Source organism: Macromonas nakdongensis (genome assembly GCF_002837145.1).
Taxonomy (GTDB): Bacteria; Pseudomonadota; Gammaproteobacteria; order Burkholderiales; family Burkholderiaceae_C; genus Macromonas_B; species Macromonas_B nakdongensis.
The window spans coordinates 1-20,361 of record NZ_NWMV01000103.1 but is presented as its reverse complement, the minus strand read 5'-3'; the positions used below and the strand labels follow the sequence as shown (position 1 = coordinate 20,361).

The window sequence follows — 20,361 nt, the reverse complement described above, 5'->3', positions numbered from 1 at the left end:
ATGCCCTTGCCCACCCTGCGCGAAGAACTGAGCCTGCTGCCCGGGCCGGCCCTGGCCGACGGCCAGCCCAGCTGGACGCTGCACGATCCGGTGCGCAACCTGTTCTTCCGCATCGACTGGCCCACTTTTGAAGTGCTGCAGCGCTGGCCCCTGGACGACCCCGAAGCCATGGCCAGCGACATCGCCCAGCAGACCACCTTGCAACTCACGGCCGACGACGTGCTGGCCGTGGCCCAGTTTCTGCAGCAGAACCAGTTGGTGCAACCCCGCGTTGCCCAAAGTCCACGCCAGATGGCGGACCGACTGGCCCAGATGCAGGGCAGCCCCCTGAAATGGCTGCTGCACCACTACCTGTTTTTCCGCATTCCCCTGTGGCGGCCCGACGCCTGGCTGGGCCGCTGGCAAGGCGTGGCCGGTGCCTTGTACAGCCGCACCTTTTTGTGGCTCACGCTCGGCGCCCTGCTGCTGGGCCTGACGCAGGTGCTGCGCCGCTGGGACGTGTTCACCGCCTCCCTGGTGGACACCTTCAACTGGGAAGGGCTGGCGTCTTACGGCGTGGCCCTGATCTGCGTGAAATTCCTGCACGAACTGGGGCACGCCTTCACCGCCAAGCGCATGGGCTGCCGCGTGCCCACCATGGGGCTGGCCTTTCTAGTGATGTGGCCCGTGGCCTACACCGACACCAACGAAACCTGGCGCCTCACCAGCCACCGCCAGCGCCTGCTCGTGGCGGCGGCCGGCATACTGACCGAACTGGGGGTGGCGGCCTGGGCCACGCTGGCCTGGGGTTTCCTGCCCGAAGGGGGGCTGAAATCGGCCGCCTTCGTGCTGGCCACCACCAGCTGGGTGGCGACGCTGGCCATCAACGCCAGCCCCTTCATGCGCTTCGACGGCTACTTCATCCTGTCGGACTGGCTGGACTGGCCCAACCTGCACGAGCGCAGCTTCGCCCTCGCGCGCTGGCACCTGCGGCGCGTGCTGTTCGGCTGGAGCGACGCCCCGCCCGAACACGTGACGGTGCAGCGCCAGCGCGCCCTGATCGCCTTCGCTTGGGCCACCTGGGTGTACCGGCTGGTGCTGTTCCTGGGCATTGCGCTGCTGGTCTACCACCACTTCTTCAAGGCCCTGGGCGTGGTGCTGTTCGCGGTGGAAATCATCTGGTTCGTCTGGTGGCCGATCGCCCGGGAGCTGCGGGTCTGGGCCGCCCGCTGGCCCGAAATCCGCGCCCAGCGTCGCAGCCGCTGGACCGCCACCGCCCTGGCCCTGCTGCTGGGCCTGACCGTGGTGCCCTGGCCAGGGCGGGTCACCGCCAGCGCGATGCTGCACCCGACCGAAGTCTGGCCGGTGTTCGCCCCATCGGGGGCACGCATCGAGGCCCTCCCCTTCGGCGAAGGGGCACAGGTCCGGGCCGGCGACACCCTGGTGCAGCTCTACGTGCCCGACCTGGCACTGCGCCGCCAGGCCCTGCAGTCCCGGCTGGAGCAGGTGCGCTGGCAGGCCGCGTCATCGGCGTTTGACGCCGAAACGCGCACCCGCCTGCTGGTGCACGAAAACGCCCTGCAAGCCACCCAGGCCGAGCTGGCCAGCCTGGACACCGAGTGGCGGCATTACCACCCCACCGCCCCGTTTGCCGGCCACCTGCGCGACCTCGACCCCGACCTGCACGTGGGCCAATGGCTGCAGCGCCAGGAACGCATCGCCCTGCTGGTGCGCGACGACGGCCGCTGGCTGGTGGAAACCTGGCTGGAGGAAGATGTGGTGCAGCGCGTGCACGCCGGCGACGATGCGCTGTTCCTGGCCGATGGCCCGGCACACGCCAGCCTGCGCCTGCGTGTGCTGGCGGTGGACACCGACGCCACCCGCGTCCTGCCGCGCCCGGAGCTGGCGGCCCACCTCGGTGGCCATGTGCTGACCCGGGAAACCGCCGGTCAGCTGGTGCCCGAGCGGGCCATCTACCGCGTCACCCTGGAGCCGGAAGGGCCTCTGCCCGCGCACTGGGTTCAGATGGGCTGGCGCGGCCGCGTCACCATCCACGCCGATTGGTCGGCACCGGCCAGCCGCTACCTGCAGCAGGCCCTGGCGGTGCTGTGGCGCGAGATGAGTTTCTGAGCCCGCTCCCGCTCAGTTCGCCAGATCCAGGCCGGCACACAGCGCCATCAACTCGGCTGTGGACGACACCTGAAACTTGTCGAACACCGCGGCGCGGTGCTTTTTGACCGTGTCGGCCTGCACGCCGGTCAGCTCGCCAATCGACTGGTTCGCATGCCCCTGCAGAATCAGAAAAAACACCTCCCGCTCGCGCTCGGTCAAGGCTTTGAACATGCGCTGGACGTGGGTCAGGCGCACAAATTGGTCACGCTGCTTCACATCCCGCGCCAGCGCCCGGTCCAGCGCCGCGACGAGCTGCTCGCGGTTGAAGGGCTTGATCAGGAAGTCGACCGCCCCGCCTTTCATGGCGTCGATGATCTCCTGGGGGTGGCTTTCGCCGCTGATGAACACCACCGGCGTCTGCCGGCCGATGGCCTGCAGACGCTGCTGCGCCTGCACACCGGTCAGGCCGGGCATGCGCATGTCCATCAGCACCACCGCGGGCGACAGGTCCATCGACTCCTTGAAAAACGTGTCGGCATCGGCAAAGGTGGCCACCACATAGCCCAGCTGCCGCAACAGGTCGGACAGGTAAAAGCGGATGTCGGGGTCGTCGTCCACCAGGTAGACGTAACCTTGCGCAGAGGGATTCATCGAGCGGAAATCAGTGCAAAAATGCTCTACGCATCTTACTTCGATCATTCTCGTGCCCCATACCCAATTGGGTAGTGGGCGGGTCCTTCTGTCTGCCACGACCATGCCGAACGTCGCCCCGGCCTTTCCCGCCTTCCAGCTGCTGCTGGTGCTGAGCCTGACGCTCATCGTCGGCCTGCCCGCGCTGATCTGGTTGTTCCTGCGGGGCAACCGGGACCGCGGTGCCCAATGGTGGTTTGCCGCGGTCGCGGCCAACGCTGCGGCCCTGGTGCTGCTGGGGGTGCTGCAGCGCTTCAATGTCACGGCGGCGGTGCTGTTTGTGCTGGCCGTGGGGCTGGCCATCGAATCCATGCGCTGGGAATTGGGTGGCCGTCCGGTCGATTGGCGCTGGGCCACGGGCGGTTTTGCGGCCTACGCCCTGTTGCAGTATGGCCTGGATGCGGTCGGCCTGCGCATGTCCTGGGGTTACCTGTTGAACCTGCTGTTGCTGAACGTGGGGGACGCGCTGCTGATCTGGTGGCTGTGGCGGGTGATGCGTCAACACCAAAGTCGCGGCCTGCTGATGGTGGCTTTGGGCATCGCCATGATCCTGCTGCCCAACATCTACCGCTGGTTCCAGGCCCTGGCCGCCGGTGGTGGACCGGAGGTGTTTGCCGGCTCGGTCGCCACCAACGTGTCGGTGGTGCTCCTGACCATCGTGTCGGCGCTGCAGTCGGTGGGTTACGGCGGCTTTGTGATGGAAAAGCTGCACCGGCGTCAGCTGGCCCAGGCCCAGGACCAGGCCCGGGCCGAAGAAAAGCAGCGCCTGGCCGAAGCGCACGCCCTGGATCTGGAGGCCGTGCTGCGCCAGCGCGACGAGATGATCGTCCTGAATTCGCGCTTCTCCTCGGTCAGCAAGCTGTCGCTGTACAACTCCGCCATCGTGCACGAGATCAGCCAGCCGCTGCAGGCCCTGACTTCGATTCTGGACAGCCTGTCCCTGCAGGCCGAGCAAAGCGATGGCCCGGAAGCCGACCCGCAGCGCCTGCGCATCCGGCACGCCCAGGGCATGGTCCGCAAGCTGTCGGACACCCTGATGGCCTTGCGCACCCTCATGGATGGGCAGCCTGCCACCCTTGAACCGTTGCGCCTGGACGAGGTGCTGGTGGACATCCTGCCGATCCTGCACACCCAGGCCCGGCGGCAACAGGTGGCCCTCACGCACCAAGCGCATGGGCTGGACGGCACCTGGGTGCAGGCCAACGCCGCCTTGCTGCAGCGGGTGATCTTCAACCTCGCCACCAATGCCCTGGAAGCCCTGGAACTGCCAACGGCCAATGGTGCACCGCCGGTAGGTGGCCGGCAGCTGGTGCTGGACACCGCCTTGCGCCAGGCCCAGGGGCGCCGCTACCAGGTGCTGAGCGTGCAAGACAACGGCCCGGGCCTGCCCGACCACGTGGTGCTGCAAGCCAACGTGCCTTTGCGCACCACCAAGGCGCGCGGGGTGGGCGTGGGCCTGAGTTTCTCGCAGATGATCGTGGAGTCCTGGCGTGGCGAACTGCGCGCCTTCAACCGACCAACGGACCAGGGTCCGGGTGCCGTGGTGGAGGTGTGGCTGCCCCTGGCGGCCACGCCCACCGCTGCAGACGCCTGAAACCCCAGCAAAAAACAGCGGCTCGGGGGACAATACGGGTTTGCCCGTTGACGGGTGCCCCACCCGCCCATTGCCATGCTGCCCCACCAACTCGAACTGCTCTCCCCCGCGCGCGACGCCGACATCGGCATCGAGGCCGTGAACCACGGCGCCGACGCCGTCTACATCGGCGGGCCGTCGTTCGGGGCGCGGGCCAGCGCCGACAATTCGGTGGCCGACATCGAGCGACTGGTGCGGCACGCCCACCGTTACCACAGCCGGGTCTTCGTCACGCTCAACACCATCCTGCGCGACGACGAGCTGGAGCCCGCCCGCCGCCTCATCCACCAGTTGTACGACAGCGGGGTCGATGCGCTCATTGTCCAGGACATGGGCCTACTGGAGCTGGACCTGCCCCCCATCCAGCTGCACGCCAGCACCCAGACCGACATCCGCACCCCGGAAAAAGCCCGCTTCCTGCAGGACGCCGGCCTGAGCCAGATCGTGCTGGCCCGCGAACTCACGCTGCCACAGATCGCCGCCATCCACCAGGGACTGGGGCCGGTGGATGCGCCGAACCGCGCCATTCTGGAGTTTTTCGTGCACGGTGCGCTGTGTGTGGCCTACAGCGGCCAGTGCTACATCAGCCACGCCCACACCGGGCGCAGCGCCAACCGCGGCGATTGCTCGCAGGCCTGCCGCCTGCCCTACGAGGTGAAAGACGCCCAGGGCCGCATCGTCGCGCACGACAAACACGTGCTCAGCATGAAAGACAACAACCAGAGCGACAACCTGCGCGCCCTGGTGGACGCGGGCGTGCGCAGCTTCAAGATCGAAGGCCGCTACAAGGACATGGGCTACGTGAAAAACATCACCGCCCATTACCGCCTGCTGCTCGACGGCATTCTGGAAGAACGCCCGGAACTGGCGCGCGCCTCCAGCGGCGAATGCACCTTCTTCTTCCAGCCCGACCCGAACCAGAACTTCAACCGCGAGTTCACCGACTACTTTGTCCAGGGTCGCAAGGAAGACATTGGCGCCTTCGACAGCCCGAAGAACCCGGGCCTGCCGATCGGCTGGGTGACCCAGGTGAACGCCGACAGCGTGGACATCGAGGTCAACGACCCGGCCACCGAACTGAGCAACGGCGACGGTCTGTGCTACCACGACCTGCACAAAGAACTGGTGGGGCTGCAGACCAACCGGGTGGAACGCATCGGCAAGGGCAAGCCGGCTGCGCAGTGGCGCATCTTCCCCAAAGACCCGATGGCCGGCTTCAAAGACCTGCGCAAAGGCACCGAAGTCAACCGCAACCGCAGCATGGACTGGGTGCGCGGGCTGGAAAAGAAGTCCGCCGAGCGCCGCATCGGTGTCTGGGTCGGCCTGCACGACAGTCCGACGGGCCTGCAGTTGAACCTGACCGACGAGGACGGCCACGTCGGCCGTGCGACCCTGGCCGGCACCTGGGAACTGGCCAAAACCCCCGACCAGGCCGCGGACAAGCTGCGGGAACAACTGGGCCGCCTGGGCGACACCCTGTTCCAGGCGCACGACATCCAGGTGCAACTGTCGCAGCCCTGGTTCGTGCCGGCCTCACAACTCAACGCCTTGCGCCGCGACGCCGTGGCCAACCTGGAACACGCCCGTGCCCAGGCCCTGCAACGCCTGCCGCGCGCCGTGCCGGTGCAGCCGCCCGTGCCCTACCCCGAAGACACCCTGAGCTACCTGGCCAACGTGTTCAACCAGAAGGCGCGGGACTTCTACCACAAACACGGTGTCCAGGTGATCGCCGCCGCCTACGAGGCGCACGAGGAAGAAGGCGAGGTGAGCCTGATGATCACCAAGCACTGCGTGCGCTACAGCCTGAGCCTGTGCCCCAAGCAGGCCAAGGGCGTCACCGGCGTGCAGGGCACCGTGCGCGCCGAACCCCTGCAACTCATCAACGGCAAGGAAAGGCTCACCCTGCGCTTCGACTGCAAACCCTGCGAGATGCACGTGGTCGGCAAGATCAAGCGCAGCGTGCTCAACAGCGTGTCAGAGAGCCCGGTCCAGTTCTACAAGACCCGGCCCCAGGCCCACCCGGTGCACTGAGGCGCGTCAGACGTAAGCGGCCAGCGGTGGCACCGCGTGTCGCATGTGCAGCGACAGGCCCAGCGCCGCCATGTGGTTGGCGTTGCGCCCGAGCACGGTCTGGGCCAGGGGCAGGAATTCGGCCTCTTCGAAGCGGGCGTGGGCCTGGTATTGCAGCACCAGGCGTTGGATGTCGCCCACGTCCACGTCGGCGTTCTGTCCCTTGGCGATTTTTTTCAGGCCGGACTCCAGCCGTTTCCAGATGCCTTCGAGTTCGCGGTGCTCATCGGTCAGGCGCTGCGCCATGGCGCGTACCCGGTCTTGCTCGGCACCCGGCTGGGCGCTGGCGAGCACGGCGGGGAACAGTTCGCGCTCCTCGTCCAGGTGGTGCTCGAAAATCGCTTCGCGGAAAAATTCCACCGCTTTTTCGGCGATGTCTCGGGCCCGGGCAGCGGGCTCCAGCAACGCCGGCAATTCACCCAGCAGGTCCAGCTTCTTGAAGATGCCGGCGTGGCACTGGGCAAAGTCCTGCACGGGGGCGCTGTCGATGGCGACTGGGGAGGCGGTCATGGTATCTCCGGATGGTGTGTGGGTTTAGCTTGTACCAGTCTAGAGAGGCCGCCCCATGCCGGTCTTGATGCGCGTCAAGAGACGGCCGAATCGGCCGGCAAACCCCAACGCGCCTTCTCGGCCGGGCTCAGGGCGTTCAACACCTCGTGGGCGTGCGCTTCGCCCTGCTCCACGATGTCACGGAAACGGTTCCACTGCAGCAGGCCCACCCGCAGCAGGGGCGGGTTGAAGTACAGATCGGTCTGCCGGCGCGACTCCGACTGGCGCGACACGCTGTACAGAATGGTGACGTTGAGCAGGTAAGACACCAGAGAAGGCACACGGTAGCGGCGTTGGCTCCGGGGTTTGAAGCGGTCCCACAGCAACTGCCAGGCGCTGGGCATTTCGTCGAAGTCGAGCGGGCGGCCACTGCGTGCGCCCAGGTCCACCCCCACCACCCGGCCAACCCCGCGCATTTCGCGCATCACGTTGGCCGGAAAGTTGTTGAAGGTGCCGCCGTCGCAGACCAGATCGCCGGCCATCACCACCGGCGGCAAGGCCCCAGGAATGGCGATGCTGGCCAACACAGAACGGCCCAGGTCGCCCTGGTGCAACCGCATCTCCTGACCTTTGGTGTAGTTGCTGGCGATGCAGAAGTAGCCTTTCCACAGATCGACGATGTCCACCGGACCGCCCATGAGCCGCTGGATGGCGTTGCGCACCGCGGCACGTACCCGCTGGCCTTTGATGAGCGACACCAGCGGCAGCAGGTTGTAGTCGCCGGTGGGGTTGACGCGGAAGGCTTCGCGCGTGACGTCCAGCGTGGTGTGCATCTCGCGGTCGGCGGCGATGACGGCGGCCATCACCGCCCCCATGCTGGTGCCGCCGACGCAGTCGATCTCGATGCCACGGGCGCGCAGGGCGCGCCAGATGCCCAGGTGGGCAAAACCCCGGGCCCCGCCCCCGGCCAGCACCAGGCCCACGGCGGTGCGGCTCAGCAAGCGGGCCAGGCGTTCCATGTCGCGAATCAGTGTGGGCCGCAGGTTGACGTGTCCGGTCACCGGCCGGCGATCGACCCAGGCGCGCATGCCCAGGGGCGACACCGTGTCGGCCGGGTGCAGCAGCACCAGGGTTTCGGCCACCTCGCTGCGCGTGCCGTCGTCGTCCGCCAGACAGGCCGTTTCCACCGGGTGCATCGCCACCGGCTGGGTGGCATCGGCCAGCAGCAACACCTCGTCGCTGTGGGCCAGGCAGGTGCGGGTCCATTCGTTGGGCTGGGTGTCGACGACCAGGAGCACGAAATCGTGCTGGGCCTCCAGCCCGTCCAGGGCATCGGACAGGCGCTCCGTGCGCCACGCCGGATCGGCTGGGGCCTGGGCGACGTGCACCCGCCCATGGCGCTGCAGGGCTTGGGCCAGCGATGCGGCGAAGGCCCGGGCATTGACCCCCGCGGTGATGGGCAGCAGGCTCAACATCACCGGGGCCGGCACCGGCTGACGCTGGTGCTGGGTCTGCAGGCGCTCGATGATCTTCTGGGTCAAGGCGATGGACACCTGCGGGTTGCGCGCCACCAGCGCGTGGAAGTGCGCTTTGTCCAGCCGGGCCACGAGCGATTTGCGCACGGCGACCACGGTCGCGGAGCGGGGGGCGCCGGTGAACAGGCTGAGTTCGCCGATGATCTCGCCGCGGCCGAGTTCGCGCACCATGCGGGACACGCCATCGTCGCCCGTCACGTACACGCGCAGGCGCCCGCTCAGGCTGAGGAAGGCGGTGTCGCCGGGGTCGCCCTGGGTCATCAGCACATCGCCGGTGTGCAGCACCTGCCATTCGACGCAGGCACAGATGGCCTGCCAGGTGCCTTCGGGGATGGGACCAAAACTGTGGGCCAGGTATTGGCGAAGGGCGGCGCGACGGCTGCGTTCGATCTCGTCCGCCAGGGGGTGGTCGTTCTGCATGGGCTGCTCCTCTGTGCCGGGGTGTTTTCCAGACGGGGGCGTCTCCATCCCCCCACCGCGGCAAATGCTTATTCTGAACATCGTTCGGGGCCCATTGTGGTGCGTTTGGCGGCAAAAAAAAAGCCCGGCTGTCGCGCCGGGCTCATCGAACAAGGGGGGATGGGAAATCAGCCCACCCACTTGCGCGCGTTGCGCCAGATCCGCATCCAGGGGCTGAGCGCGTCCTGGCCACCGGAGGCGGCGAGGTCGGTCCAGCTCATCTGGATGTTGCGGAACACGCGTTCGGGGTGCGGCATCATGGCGGTGAAGCGGCCGTCGGCCGTGGTCACGCTGGTCAGACCGCCAGCGCTGCCGTTGGGGTTGAACGGGTATTGCTCGGTGGCCTGGCCCAGGTTGTCAACGAAACGCATGGCGGCGATGGCCTGGGCCGGGTTGCCGCGGTGCTTGAAGTTGGCGTAACCCTCGCCGTGCGCCACCGCGATCGGCAGGCGGCTGCCGGCCATGCCTTGCAGGAACAGGCTGGGTGAATCCAACACTTCCACCATCGAGAGTCGGGCCTCGAAACGCTCGCTCTGGTTGGTGGTGAAGCGCGGCCAGGCTTCGGCGCCGGGGATGATGTCGGCCAGCTCGGCGAACATCTGGCAGCCGTTGCACACGCCCAGGCCGAAGGTGTCGCTGCGGCCAAAGAAGCCCTGGAACTGCTCGGTCAGCACCGGGTTGAAGGTGATGCTGCGCGCCCAGCCGATGCCGGCACCCAGGGTGTCGCCGTAGCTGAAGCCGCCGCACGCGACCACGCCCTTGAAGTCCTGCAGCTTGGCGCGGCCGGTTTGCAGGTCGGTCATGTGCACGTCGTAGGCGTCGAAGCCAGCCTCGGTGAAGGCGTAGGCCATTTCCACGTGCGAGTTGACGCCCTGCTCGCGCAGGATGGCCACTTTCGGCTTGGCCAGGTTCAGGTACGGCGCGGCCACGTTGTCGGCCGGGTCGAAGGTCAGCGCCACGTGCATGCCCGGGTCGCTCGGCACGCCAGCGGCGGCGTGTTCGGCGTCGGCGCAGGCGGGGTTGTCGCGCTGCTGGTTGATCTTCCAGCTCACGCTGTCCCAGACCTGGTGCAGGTCGAACAGGCTGGCGCCGAACACCTGCTTGGTGTCGCGCCACACTTGCAGCTCGCCCTTGCCCAGGTCGATGGAGGAACTGAGCGGGCGGGTCTTGCCGATGAAGTGGCTGTGTTTGCTCAAGCCGTGTTCGCGCAGGGTCTGCATGACGGCGTTGCGCTCCGCCGTGCGCACCTGCAGCACCACGCCCAGTTCCTCGTTGAACAGGGCTTTGAGCGTGAGTTCCTCGCGGCGGGCGCCGACCTGGGTGGCCCAGTTCTTGGCGTCGCCGGTGTCCATGCGGCTGTCGGAAATACCGTCGCCTTCGGTCACCAGCATGTCCACGTTCAGGCTCACGCCCACGTGGCCGGCGAAGGCCATTTCGGCCACCGCGGCCAGCAGGCCGCCGTCGCTGCGATCGTGGTAGGCCAGGATCTGGCCCTGGGCGCGCAGCACGTTGACGGCGTCCACCAACCGTTTCAGGTCTTGCGCGTCGTCCAGGTCGGGCACGGCGCCGCCCGGCTGGTTCAGCACCTGCGCCAGGATGGAGCCGCCCATGCGGTGCTGGCCCTTGCCCAAGTCCACCAGCACCAGGGTGGTGTCGTCTTCCTGCGCGTTGAGCTGCGGCGTCAGGGTACCGCGCACATCGGGCAGCGTGGCGAAGGCGGAGATGATCAGGCTGACCGGTGAGGTGACTTTCTGGGTGGCGCCATCGGCCTGCCACTGCGTGCGCATGGACAGCGAGTCCTTGCCCACCGGGATGCTGATGTCCAGCGCCGGGCACAGTTCCATGCCCACGGTCTTGACGGTGTCGTACAGGTCGGCGTCTTCGCCGACTTCGCCACAGGCGGCCATCCAGTTGGCCGACAGCTTGACGCGCGGCAGTTCGATCGGCGCGGCCAGCAGGTTGGTGATGGCCTCGGCCACGGCCATGCGGCCGGACGCGGGCGCGTCGGTGGCGGCCAGCGGGGTGCGCTCGCCCATGCTCATGGCTTCGCCGGCAAAGCCCTGGTAGTCGGCCAGCGTCACGGCCACGTCGGCCACCGGCACCTGCCAGGGGCCGACCATCTGGTCGCGGTGGCTCAAGCCCCCCACGGCGCGGTCGCCGATGGTGACCAGGAAGCGCTTGGACGCCACGGTGGGGTGGCTCAGCACGTCGATCACCGCTTGTTGCAATGCCACGCCGTTCAAGTCGATGGGCGGCACCTGGCGTTGCACGCGCTTGACGTCGCGGTGCATCTTGGGCGGTTTGCCCAGCAGCACGTCCATGGGCATGTCGACCGGGCTTTCGGCGCCCTCGTCGGCCAGCACCAATTGGCGTTCTTCGGTGGCCACGCCGACCACGGCGAAGGGGCAACGCTCGCGCTCGCAGAAGGCCTGGAACTGCGCCAGCGATTCGGGCGCGATCGCCAGCACATAGCGTTCCTGGCTCTCGTTCGACCAGATTTCCTTTGGGCACAGACCGGACTCTTCCAGCGGCACGGCGCGCAGGTCGAACCGGGCGCCACGGCCGGCATCGTTGGTCAGTTCCGGGAAGGCGTTGGACAAACCGCCCGCGCCCACGTCGTGGATGGCCAGGATGGGGTTGGCCGTGCCCTGCTGCCAGCAGTGGTTGATGACCTCCTGCGCCCGGCGCTCGATTTCGGGGTTGCCACGCTGCACCGAGTCGAAGTCCAGGTCGGCGGCGTTGACGCCGGTGGCCATGGAACTGGCCGCGCCGCCGCCCATGCCAATGCGCATGCCGGGGCCGCCCAGCTGGATCAACAGCGTGCCGGCGGGGAATTCGATCTTCTTGGTCTGCTGGGCATCGATGCCACCCAGACCGCCCGCGATCATGATGGGCTTGTGGTAGCCGCGCCGCACGGTGTCCACGTCGCTGGCGATGGTCTGCTCGTACTCGCGGAAATAGCCGACCAGGTTGGGCCGGCCGAATTCGTTGTTGAACGCGGCGCCGCCCAGCGGACCTTCGGTCATGATCTGCAGCGGGCTGGCGATGTGCTCGGGCTTGCCGCCCACTTGGTCGGACCAACCGCCCCACAGCTTGGACACGGTAAAGCCGGTCATGCCCGCCTTGGGCTTGGAGCCACGGCCGGTGGCGCCTTCGTCGCGGATTTCACCGCCCGCGCCGGTGGAGGCGCCTGGGAAGGGCGAAATGGCGGTCGGGTGGTTGTGGGTTTCCACCTTCATCAGCACGTGCTGCAGCGCCTGCTCTTTGGTGTAGGCCGGGCTGGCCGCGCCGGTGGACTTGGCCACGAAACGCTCGATGGGGTTGCCCTCCATCACCGAAGCGTTGTCCGAATAGGCCACCACGGTGTGCTGCGGTGCCAGCTGGTGCGTGTTGCGGATCATGGCGAACAGGCTCTTGTCCTGCGCCACGCCGTCGATGGTGAACTGGGCGTTGAAGATCTTGTGGCGGCAGTGTTCGCTGTTGGCCTGGGCGAACATCATCAGCTCCACGTCGGTCGGGTTGCGGCCCAGGCCATTGAAGGCGTTGACGAGGTAGTCAATTTCGTCATCGGCCAGGGCCAAGCCCCAGACTACGTTGGCCCGCTCCAGCGCCGCACGGCCACCGCCCAGCACGTCCACGTGCTCCATCGGGGCCGGGTGCAGTTCGGTGAACAGCTGGTGCGCGTCGGCGCGGCTGGCCACGGCGCTTTCGGTCATGCGGTCGTGCAGCAGCACGGCCACCTGCTGCCACTGCGCGGTGTTCAGTTCGGCCTTGCCCAGCAAGCCCGATTTCAGCGTCAGGCGGTATTCGGTGATGCGCTCCACGCGCTTGACCTGGAAACCGCAGTTGTGGGCGATGTCGGTGGCCTTGGACGCCCAGGGCGACACGGTGCCGAAACGCGGCGTCACCACCACCAGTGGCCCATCGACGGGGCCGGCGTAAGGCTCACCGTAGGTCAGCAGGGCCTGCCATTTCGACAGCTGCTGCACCGACACGGGTTCCAGCGTGTCCACCAGGTGCACAAAACGGGCCGCGATGCCCACAATCTTGTCGCTGATGGCTTGCAGGCGGGGCAGGAGTTGTTGGGCGCGGAAGTTGCCAAGGGCGTCGCCGCCCTCGATCGGGGTGATGTGCTGGGTCACGTTGTGGCCTGAGGTGAAAAATGACCCCGAATTTTACCGGTAGACGGCGCGCCTCCCGGTGCAACCGACCGCAGCCTCACTCGCCACACCTAGGGTTTACCTGAGTCGCTCCAACGACATTCATGCAGTATATTGCATGCATCGAGAGGCAATTTAATTCATCACACGGCCGCACTCCAAGGCACACCGACCATGAAACTGAAGATTCTGGTGGGCACGACCACCAACACCGCCGAGAGCGTGGCGCAATCGATCGAACTCGACTGCGCCGACCTGGTGGACCAGATCGAGGTCCAGCTCATGGACGGACTGGACGTGACCGTGTTCGACGAACCCGCCCTGTTCCTGATCTGCTCGGCCACCTACGGCAGCGGCGACGTGCCCGACAACGCCCAGGCCCTGTTCGCCAGCCTCTGCAGCGAGCCCAAATTCCTGGGCCATGTGCGCTACGGCGTCATGTCCCTGGGCGACCAGGGCAGCTACCCCATGACCTTCGCCATGGGGGGCCGGCAATTCGACGAAAAACTGAGCGACCTGGGTGCGCAGCGCCTGGGCGATGTCTGGACCCACGACGCCAGCAGCGGCGTGGTGCCGGAAGACGCCGGCATCGCCTGGTGCCGCGAGTGGCTCAACACCCACCTGCCGGTCCTGCGCGCGACCGCGCCGGCCCAGGCCTGAGCGCCCTCCGTAGGGGTTAGCCAGCTTCCCGCCCTTGCGATTCGTGCCTAGCATCACCCGTTCGATTCACCACAGGAGACACCACCCATGACCACCCGCCGCCTCGTCCTCACCCGCAGTGCCGCCGTCATCGGCGCCGCATCCAGCGGCCTGCTGCTGCCGCAACTGGTGCAGGCACAGTCCAACAAAGTGCGCGTGGGCTTCATGCTGCCCTACACCGGCACCTTCGCCCAACTCGGCGTGGCCATCGAAAACGGTTTCCGCATGGCCCTGAACGAACAGGGTGGCAAGCTGGGCGGCCGCGAAGTCGAGTTCTTCAAGGTGGACGACGAATCCAACCCCGCCAAGGGCATCGAGAACGCCCAGCGCCTGGTCCAGCGCGACCGCGTCGACGTGCTGGTCGGCACCGTCCATTCCGGGGTGCAGATGGGCATCCACCGCGTCGCCCGCGACACCGGCGTGCTCAGCCTCATTCCCAACGCCGGGGTGCACGCCGCCACCCGCGCCCTGTGCGCGCCCAACGTGTTCCGCACCAGCTTCACCAATTCCCAGCCCACCCTGGCGCTGGGCAAGGCCATGGTCGAGCGTGGCCACAAGAAGGCCGTCTGGATCACCTGGAACTACGCCGCGGGCGAAGAAGCCTACGAAGGCTTCGAGCAGAGCTACACCGCCGCGGGCGGCACCATCGTCAAAAAGCTCGGCCTGCCTTTCCCCAACGTGGAATTCCAGGCGCTGCTGACCGAAATCGCCGCGCTCAAGCCCGACGCCGTGGCCTGCTTCTTCGCCGGCGGTGGCGCGGCCAAGTTCCTGCGCGACTTCCATGCCGCCGGCCTGCACAAGACCATCCAGCTCTACGGCTCCGGCTTCCTGACCGAAGGCGTGCTGGAAGCCGCCGGCGAGGCGGCCAATGGCGTGCTGACCACCATGCACTACAGCGATTCGCTGGACACGCCGCGCAACAAAAAATTCCGCCTGGAATACGCCAAGGCCTTCAAGATGCAGCCCGACGTGTACGCCGTGCAGGGTTACGACACCGGCCTGCTGCTGGTCCAGGGGGCCAACAAGGTCAAGGGCGATCTGTCCAACAAGAAGGACCTGTACGCCGCCCTCGAAGGCGCCGTGATCGACAGCCCGCGCGGCAAGTGGACCATGAGCAAGGCCCACAACCCGGTGCAGGACATCTACCTGCGCAAGGTGGATAACAAGGAAAACAAGGTCATCGGCATCGCGCAGAAAGCTGTGGCCGACCCGGCCACCGGCTGCAAGATGGCCTGACCCTGGCGGGCGGTGCCACCCGGCCCGCCCGTGCCCGACCGACGAGCGGCGACCATGTCCTTGCATGCGTTGCGCCGCTCTTTTTTTGCCCCGATTGCCCGCCCATGGACTTCGCCAATTTTCTGATCCAGTTGCTCAACAGCCTGCAATACGGCCTGTTGCTGTTCATGCTGGCCGCCGGCCTGACGCTGATCTTCGGCATCATGGGCGTGGTCAACCTCGCCCACGGCAGCTTCTACATGCTCGGGGCCTACATGGCGTGGTCGCTCTCGGCCAGCCTCGACAGCCTGTTCCTGGCCATCGTGGTCGGGGCGGTCCTGTCGGTGGTGCTGGGGCTCGCGCTGGAGTGGCTGCTGTTCCGCCACTTCTACCAACGCGACCACCTCGACCAGGTGCTGCTCACATTCGGTCTGATTTACATTTTCGAGGAAAGCCGCTCCCTCATCTGGGGCGACGACGTGCACGCGGTGCCGGTGCCGGCCTTGCTGGACTGGTCCATCCCGTTGACGGACACCCTCTCCTACCCCGTCTACCGCCTGGTCATGTCGGGCATCTGCATCCTCCTGGCCCTGGGGCTGTACCTGCTGATCTCCAAAACCCGCCTGGGCATGAAGATCCGCGCCGGCGCCTTCAACCGCGACATGACCGAGGCCCTGGGCATCAACATCCGCCTGATCCACGCCGTGGTGTTCGCCCTGGGCGTGGGCCTGGCCGCCGTCGCCGGCATGATCGCCGCCCCCATCTCCAGCGTCTACCCCAACATGGGCAGCTCGGTGCTGATCATGTGCTTCGTGGTGGTGGTCATCGGCGGTATCGGCTCGGTGCGCGGCGCCCTCATCTCCGCGCTGCTGGTCGGACTGGTGGACACCTTCGGCAAGGTGCTGGTGCCCCAGGTCGCCGGCATGCTGGTGTACATGCTGATGGCCGCCGTGCTGCTCTACAAGCCCGAAGGCCTGTTCAAGCAATGAATTGATGATCGATTGAGCCCATCCCCATGTCAGCCTCCTCCCACCTGGAACACCTGCCCCGCAGCCTGCAGCTCACGCTCGGGCTGGGGGTGGCTGCCCTCGCCCTCTTCCCCTTCATGGGGCTGGAGAACACCGACTACTACCTTCAGATGCTCACGCAGATGATGATCCTGGCCATCTTCGCGATGAGCCTGGACCTGCTGCAGGGCGTCACTGGCCTGGTGTCGCTCGGCCATGCCGCCTTCTTCGGGCTGGCCGGTTATGCACTGGCTTTCCTCACGCCCGAAGGGGCACCGATCGGCCTGTGGTGGAGCCTGCCGCTGGCCGCCGCCGGCGCCGGTCTGGCCGCCCTGGTCATCGGCTTCTTCGTGGTCCGCACCCATGGTATCTATTTCATCATGGTGACCATGGCCTTCGCCCAGATGGTGTTCTTCCTGTTCTTCGACAACAAGGGTCTGGGCGGCTCCGACGGCATCTACATCAACTTCAAGCCCAGCACCGCCCTGGGCGGCTGGAACGGGGGCGCCGAACTGCTGGACCTGGAAAACAAAGTCACCTTCTTCTACTTCACCCTGGCGGCCCTGCTCCTGGTCTACGCGTTTTTGCGGCGCCTGCTGTTCTCGCCCTTCGGCCGCGCGCTGGCCGGCATCCGGGTGAACGAACACCGCATGCGCGCCATGGGCTACAGCACCCTCTGGTACAAGCTCACCGCCTTCACCCTGGCCGGCATCCTGGCCGGCGTGGCCGGCTACCTGTGGGCGGCGCAAACCGGCTTCGTCAACCCAGAACTCATGGGTTTCCACCTCAGCGCCCACGCCATCATGATGGTGATCCTGGGCGGCATGGGCAACTTCGCCGGCGCCATCGTCGGAGCCTTTGCCTTCGAATACCTGATGCACGTGTTCAAAGACCTGACCAAGCACTGGCAGCTGCTGATGGGCGGCTTCATCGTGCTGGTCGTCATTTTTGCGCCACGCGGCCTGCTGGGCCTGGGGCAAACGCTGGCCGAGCGGCTGGGCCGACGCTCTGGCCAGGCCCCGTCCACCGGGTCCGTGGCCGCAACGGGAGAACACCATGGCTGAAGACATCCTGCTGCAAGCCCAGAACCTCACCAAACGATTTGGCGGCTTGGCCGCGGTCAACAACGTCTCGCTGACGTTGCAGCGCAACCACCTGCACGCGGTCATCGGGCCCAACGGCGCGGGCAAGTCCACACTGACCAACCTGCTCTCGGGCGACCTGCCGCCCACCGAAGGCCGCATCACCCTGGCCGGCCGCGATGTGACGGGCCAGCCCCCCGAAGCCATCTCGCGCTGGGGCCTGGGCCGCAGCTACCAGAAGACCAACATCTTTCTGCCCTTCAGCGTTTGGGAGAACGTGCGCCTGGCGGCCCAGTCGCGCACGCCACACGCCGCGCGCTGGCTGTCGCGGGCCAACGGCCTGCGCGACATCGCCGAGCGCGCCGAACGCGCCATCGAACTGGCGGGGCTCACCGCGCGCACCCGCTTCGTGGCCGGTGCCATCAGCCACGGCGAACAGCGCCAGCTCGAAATCGCCATGACCCTGGCCACCGCGCCGCAGGTGCTGCTGCTGGACGAGCCCCTGGCCGGCATGGGCCATGCCGAGGCCGAACGGCTGGTGGAACTGCTGCTGGCCATCAAGAAAGACCACGCCATGATGCTGGTGGAACACGACATGGACGCGGTGTTCACCCTGGCCGACCGCCTCACCGTCATGGTCAATGGCCAGGTGATCGCCAGCGGCACACCGGCCGAAATCCGCGCCGACGCCGGCGTGCAAGCCGCTTACCTGGGTGAAGAAGCATGAGTGCACCGGAAATGTTGATCGAAACCCGTGGCCTGCACACGCACTACGGCGCCAGCCACATCCTGCGCGGCATCGACTTTGGCGTGGCGCGCGGTCAGACCATCGGGCTCATGGGCCGCAACGGCATGGGCAAGAGCACACTGCTCAAGTCCATCATGGGCCTGGTCAAACCCAGCGGTGGCCAGGTGCGCATCAAAGGGCAGGACAAAACCGGGGCCGCCACCTACGAGGTCGCCCGCCAGGGCATCGCCTACGTACCCGAAGGCCGTGGCATTTTCGGCAACCTGAGCGTGAAGGAAAACCTGCAGATGTCGGCCCGCCCTGGCGTGCGCGGCCAGCGCGACTGGCACTACGACCGGGTGCTGGAAACCTTCCCCCGCCTGGCCGAACGCCTGAACCATGGCGGGCAGCAGCTCAGCGGTGGCGAGCAGCAGATGCTCACCATCGGCCGCGCGCTGATGACCAACCCGGACGTGCTCATTCTGGACGAGGCCACCGAAGGTCTGGCGCCCCTGATCGCACGCGAAATCTGGCGCATCTGCGCGCTGATCCGCGACAGCGGCATCAGCAGCATCATCGTGGACAAGAACTGGAAGCACGTCACCCAGATCACCGACCGCAACGTGATCCTGGTCAAGGGGCAGGTGGTGTTCGAAGGCAGTTCTCAAGCCCTGGTGTCGCAGCCCGAAATCCTGGAGCAGCACCTGGGTGTTTGAATGACAAAAGCCCCGGTACCTTTCGGTGGGCGGGGCTTTTGTCGTGGCAGTCAGGGATGGGCCGCAGCCCATGCCCGTCATGGCCTCACTGGTTCACGGGCGACTTCGGGTCCAGCAGCAGCGCCATCACGTCCTTCAACTGCTTTTCGTTCAGGATGCCCTTGTGGCCCACGCGCGGCATTTGGGAACAGGCGTTGTAGGCGCGCGAGTTCCACAGTTTGCCCCAGGTGTACTCCAGCATGGCCTTGGCTTGTGGGCTGTTCGGGTCGCTCACCCCGCGCAACTTGCCGTAGTTGTACAGACTGGGCCCCAAGGTACCGAAAGAGATTTCGGTCTTGGCAATCTGGTGGCAGTTGTAGCAATTGCCGCCGTTCACGTCCGTGGCTTTGTCCGACCAGGTCAAGCCGCGACCACTCTGGGCGATCTTTTCGCCCTCTTTCCAGTCGCCCAGAAACTGGCCATCGGCCGGCCAGCGAATGGTTTTCATCTCGGCCTCTTCGATCGCCTTGGCCACCTTCTCGTCCATGGCTTGGCCGGCCACATCGGCCGCCGCGCATTCGCGGTTGGCCATGTCCTGCTCCAGGCGGTCAAGCTTGACGATGCCACGCTCCCCGAACGACGCCTTGACGATGTCGGCCGTCATCTTGTCGTAATCGGCCGACGACCGGCCGCTGCTGCACGCGCCCAACAACACCACAGCCGGCAGGGCCACGGCCCACACAGTTTGCTTCAACATTTCACGTCTCTCCTGATCAGCGCTTGATGGCCGGGACGATGGACTCGGCCCCCTTGGCGTTCACCCCCATGTACACCCCCAGCGCGATGGTCACGTCACTGGCGAAGGTGGGCTCGGGGAAGCGCTGCTGGCGGTAGCAGTCGTTGAGCCGGTGCTGCATGCTCCACATCTGTCCGTTGGACACACGGTAGGCCGGCCAGGCGGCAAAGCCCACGCCATCGCCGGGGTTCTTGGTCAGGTTGGGCAGTTCCTGCAGGCGGATGCGTTTGCCATCGGCCCCGTGGCACGACGCACACGAGAAATCGTGCGGCCCCCCGCGCATGAAGAACAGGCGCTTGCCAACCTGGTACATGTCGCGCTCGGCCGGCGTGGTTTGCGGCAGGTTGAAACGCAGGCCTTTGGACTCCGCGGCAATCCAGGTGGCCAGCGCCACCACATTGGCCGTTTCACCCTGGCCAAAATGGCGGGCCGACACCTCTTTCTGGGTGTCGATGCCCTGCAAGGTCTGCATGCAGGTCAGCAAGCGGCTTTCCAGGTCCTGCACCTTGCCCGTGTCCTTGAAGAAACGGGGCAACTCCACGAACGCCCCCTTCACCACGCCCGGGCCCTTGCCCAGATCGCACTGCTCCAGCGTGGCCTTCTTCGGGCCGCGCGGGGTCTTCCACAGGTCTTCGCCCTTGACCTCGAACAACTCGGCCGGGTTGCCGTCCTGCAACATCTCACGGTATTTGGCAATGCCCTCTGAGGCATCTTGCGCCAGAGCCCCTGTGACACCGCCCAACGACGTCAACAGGCACAGGCCCAACAGGTTTTTTTTCATGTTCGTCTCCTCGTTGCGAATCCCGGCTGCGCTGTGTCACAGCCGTGGATCGCTGCGCCGCTCAGGCGATGGCGGCTTCGTCGGTGCGGGACTCGCCCTTGTTGTCGGTCCACTTGACCTGGACCTTCTCGCCCTTGGCCGCGCCCTTGAACTTGAAGCTCAGGAACGGGTTCTGCGACACCGCCCCGCTCCAGTCGCACTTGAGCACGGTCTTGCCGTTGTGCGTGGCTTC

The 20,361-nt window shown here is 66.6% G+C and carries 16 protein-coding genes; 9 read left to right on the top strand and 7 right to left on the bottom strand.

Annotated features, from left to right (window positions below; genetic code table 11):
* A complete protein-coding gene (locus CON77_RS12900; RefSeq protein ID WP_101049761.1) occupies nt 1-2,109 on the top strand; it encodes a site-2 protease family protein in 2,109 nt (702 codons plus the stop codon).
* 12 nt (nt 2,110-2,121) lie between these two features.
* On the opposite strand, the gene CON77_RS15370 is transcribed toward CON77_RS12900, so the two are convergent.
* On the bottom strand, nt 2,122-2,742 hold the full coding sequence (locus CON77_RS15370) for a response regulator transcription factor (RefSeq protein ID WP_198552372.1): 621 nt from the start codon (nt 2,740-2,742) through the stop codon (nt 2,122-2,124).
* Nucleotides 2,743-2,845: 103 nt separating this feature from the next.
* Here CON77_RS15370 and CON77_RS12890 point away from each other — a divergent pair, with 103 nt between their 5' ends.
* Complete coding sequence (locus tag CON77_RS12890; RefSeq protein ID WP_101049759.1) at nt 2,846-4,375, top strand: sensor histidine kinase; 1,530 nt, start codon at nt 2,846-2,848, stop codon at nt 4,373-4,375.
* A 69-nt stretch (nt 4,376-4,444) separates the two neighbouring features.
* Nucleotides 4,445-6,445 (top strand): peptidase U32 family protein, encoded by a 2,001-nt coding sequence (locus CON77_RS12885; protein WP_101049789.1) that lies wholly within the window; start codon nt 4,445-4,447, stop codon nt 6,443-6,445.
* 6 nt (nt 6,446-6,451) lie between these two features.
* On the opposite strand, the gene CON77_RS12880 is transcribed toward CON77_RS12885, so the two are convergent.
* The 3 genes from CON77_RS12880 to purL all read right to left on the bottom strand — a co-directional run bounded on the left by CON77_RS12880 (nt 6,452) and on the right by purL (nt 13,109).
* Nucleotides 6,452-6,994, bottom strand: coding sequence for a hemerythrin domain-containing protein (locus tag CON77_RS12880; RefSeq protein WP_101049757.1), 543 nt, complete (start codon nt 6,992-6,994; stop codon nt 6,452-6,454).
* A 74-nt stretch (nt 6,995-7,068) separates the two neighbouring features.
* Entirely contained in the window at nt 7,069-8,928 is a 1,860-nt protein-coding gene (locus tag CON77_RS12875) for a patatin-like phospholipase family protein (protein WP_198552371.1), read from the bottom strand.
* A gap of 167 nt (nt 8,929-9,095) precedes the next feature.
* Nucleotides 9,096-13,109 (bottom strand): phosphoribosylformylglycinamidine synthase, encoded by a 4,014-nt coding sequence (gene purL, locus CON77_RS12870; RefSeq protein WP_101049753.1) that lies wholly within the window; start codon nt 13,107-13,109, stop codon nt 9,096-9,098.
* A 192-nt stretch (nt 13,110-13,301) separates the two neighbouring features.
* Between purL and CON77_RS12865 the strand changes: the two genes are divergently transcribed.
* The 6 genes from CON77_RS12865 (at nt 13,302) to CON77_RS12840 (ending at nt 18,573) form a co-directional block, all read left to right on the top strand.
* Nucleotides 13,302-13,787 (top strand): flavodoxin domain-containing protein, encoded by a 486-nt coding sequence (locus tag CON77_RS12865; protein ID WP_101049751.1) that lies wholly within the window; start codon nt 13,302-13,304, stop codon nt 13,785-13,787.
* Between the two features lie 87 nt (nt 13,788-13,874).
* The gene (locus CON77_RS12860) at nt 13,875-15,062 is read left to right on the top strand and encodes an ABC transporter substrate-binding protein (protein WP_101049749.1); all 1,188 of its coding nucleotides are present in this window, start codon (nt 13,875-13,877) and stop codon (nt 15,060-15,062) included.
* 104 nt (nt 15,063-15,166) lie between these two features.
* Nucleotides 15,167-16,030, top strand: a complete 864-nt coding sequence (locus CON77_RS12855; RefSeq protein ID WP_101049747.1) for a branched-chain amino acid ABC transporter permease — start codon at nt 15,167-15,169, stop codon at nt 16,028-16,030.
* 26 nt (nt 16,031-16,056) lie between these two features.
* Nucleotides 16,057-17,112 carry a branched-chain amino acid ABC transporter permease gene (locus CON77_RS12850; RefSeq protein WP_101049745.1) on the top strand — a complete coding sequence of 352 codons (1,056 nt, stop codon included), beginning with the start codon at nt 16,057-16,059 and terminating at the stop codon, nt 17,110-17,112.
* Nucleotides 17,105-17,857 carry an ABC transporter ATP-binding protein gene (locus CON77_RS12845; protein WP_101049743.1) on the top strand — a complete coding sequence of 251 codons (753 nt, stop codon included), beginning with the start codon at nt 17,105-17,107 and terminating at the stop codon, nt 17,855-17,857. The genes CON77_RS12850 and CON77_RS12845 overlap by 8 nt, the downstream gene beginning before the upstream one ends.
* The gene (locus CON77_RS12840) at nt 17,854-18,573 is read left to right on the top strand and encodes an ABC transporter ATP-binding protein (protein ID WP_101049741.1); all 720 of its coding nucleotides are present in this window, start codon (nt 17,854-17,856) and stop codon (nt 18,571-18,573) included. The genes CON77_RS12845 and CON77_RS12840 overlap by 4 nt, the downstream gene beginning before the upstream one ends.
* Nucleotides 18,574-18,658: 85 nt before the next feature.
* On the opposite strand, the gene soxX is transcribed toward CON77_RS12840, so the two are convergent.
* From soxX to CON77_RS12825, 3 genes are all read right to left on the bottom strand, one after another.
* On the bottom strand, nt 18,659-19,309 hold the full coding sequence (gene soxX / locus CON77_RS12835) for a sulfur oxidation c-type cytochrome SoxX (protein ID WP_101049739.1): 651 nt from the start codon (nt 19,307-19,309) through the stop codon (nt 18,659-18,661).
* 16 nt (nt 19,310-19,325) lie between these two features.
* Nucleotides 19,326-20,129, bottom strand: coding sequence for a sulfur oxidation c-type cytochrome SoxA (gene soxA / locus CON77_RS12830; RefSeq protein WP_101049737.1), 804 nt, complete (start codon nt 20,127-20,129; stop codon nt 19,326-19,328).
* A 61-nt stretch (nt 20,130-20,190) separates the two neighbouring features.
* A partial coding sequence (locus tag CON77_RS12825; protein ID WP_198552370.1) for a thiosulfate oxidation carrier complex protein SoxZ occupies nt 20,191-20,361 on the bottom strand: 171 nt, incomplete at its 5' end.

Excerpts from the sequence above, each read along its gene's own strand:
- CON77_RS12900 (WP_101049761.1), top strand. The coding sequence starts at position 1 with ATGCCCTTGCCCACCCTGCGCGAAGAACTGAGCCTGCTGCCCGGGCCG.
- CON77_RS15370 (WP_198552372.1), bottom strand. The coding sequence starts at position 2,742 with ATGAATCCCTCTGCGCAAGGTTACGTCTACCTGGTGGACGACGACCCC.
- CON77_RS12890 (WP_101049759.1), top strand. The coding sequence starts at position 2,846 with ATGCCGAACGTCGCCCCGGCCTTTCCCGCCTTCCAGCTGCTGCTGGTG.
- CON77_RS12880 (WP_101049757.1), bottom strand. The coding sequence starts at position 6,994 with ATGACCGCCTCCCCAGTCGCCATCGACAGCGCCCCCGTGCAGGACTTT.
- CON77_RS12875 (WP_198552371.1), bottom strand. The coding sequence starts at position 8,928 with ATGCAGAACGACCACCCCCTGGCGGACGAGATCGAACGCAGCCGTCGC.
- CON77_RS12865 (WP_101049751.1), top strand. The coding sequence starts at position 13,302 with ATGAAACTGAAGATTCTGGTGGGCACGACCACCAACACCGCCGAGAGC.
- CON77_RS12860 (WP_101049749.1), top strand. The coding sequence starts at position 13,875 with ATGACCACCCGCCGCCTCGTCCTCACCCGCAGTGCCGCCGTCATCGGC.
- CON77_RS12855 (WP_101049747.1), top strand. The coding sequence starts at position 15,167 with ATGGACTTCGCCAATTTTCTGATCCAGTTGCTCAACAGCCTGCAATAC.
- CON77_RS12850 (WP_101049745.1), top strand. The coding sequence starts at position 16,057 with ATGTCAGCCTCCTCCCACCTGGAACACCTGCCCCGCAGCCTGCAGCTC.
- CON77_RS12845 (WP_101049743.1), top strand. The coding sequence starts at position 17,105 with ATGGCTGAAGACATCCTGCTGCAAGCCCAGAACCTCACCAAACGATTT.
- CON77_RS12840 (WP_101049741.1), top strand. The coding sequence starts at position 17,854 with ATGAGTGCACCGGAAATGTTGATCGAAACCCGTGGCCTGCACACGCAC.
- soxX (WP_101049739.1), bottom strand. The coding sequence starts at position 19,309 with ATGTTGAAGCAAACTGTGTGGGCCGTGGCCCTGCCGGCTGTGGTGTTG.
- soxA (WP_101049737.1), bottom strand. The coding sequence starts at position 20,129 with ATGAAAAAAAACCTGTTGGGCCTGTGCCTGTTGACGTCGTTGGGCGGT.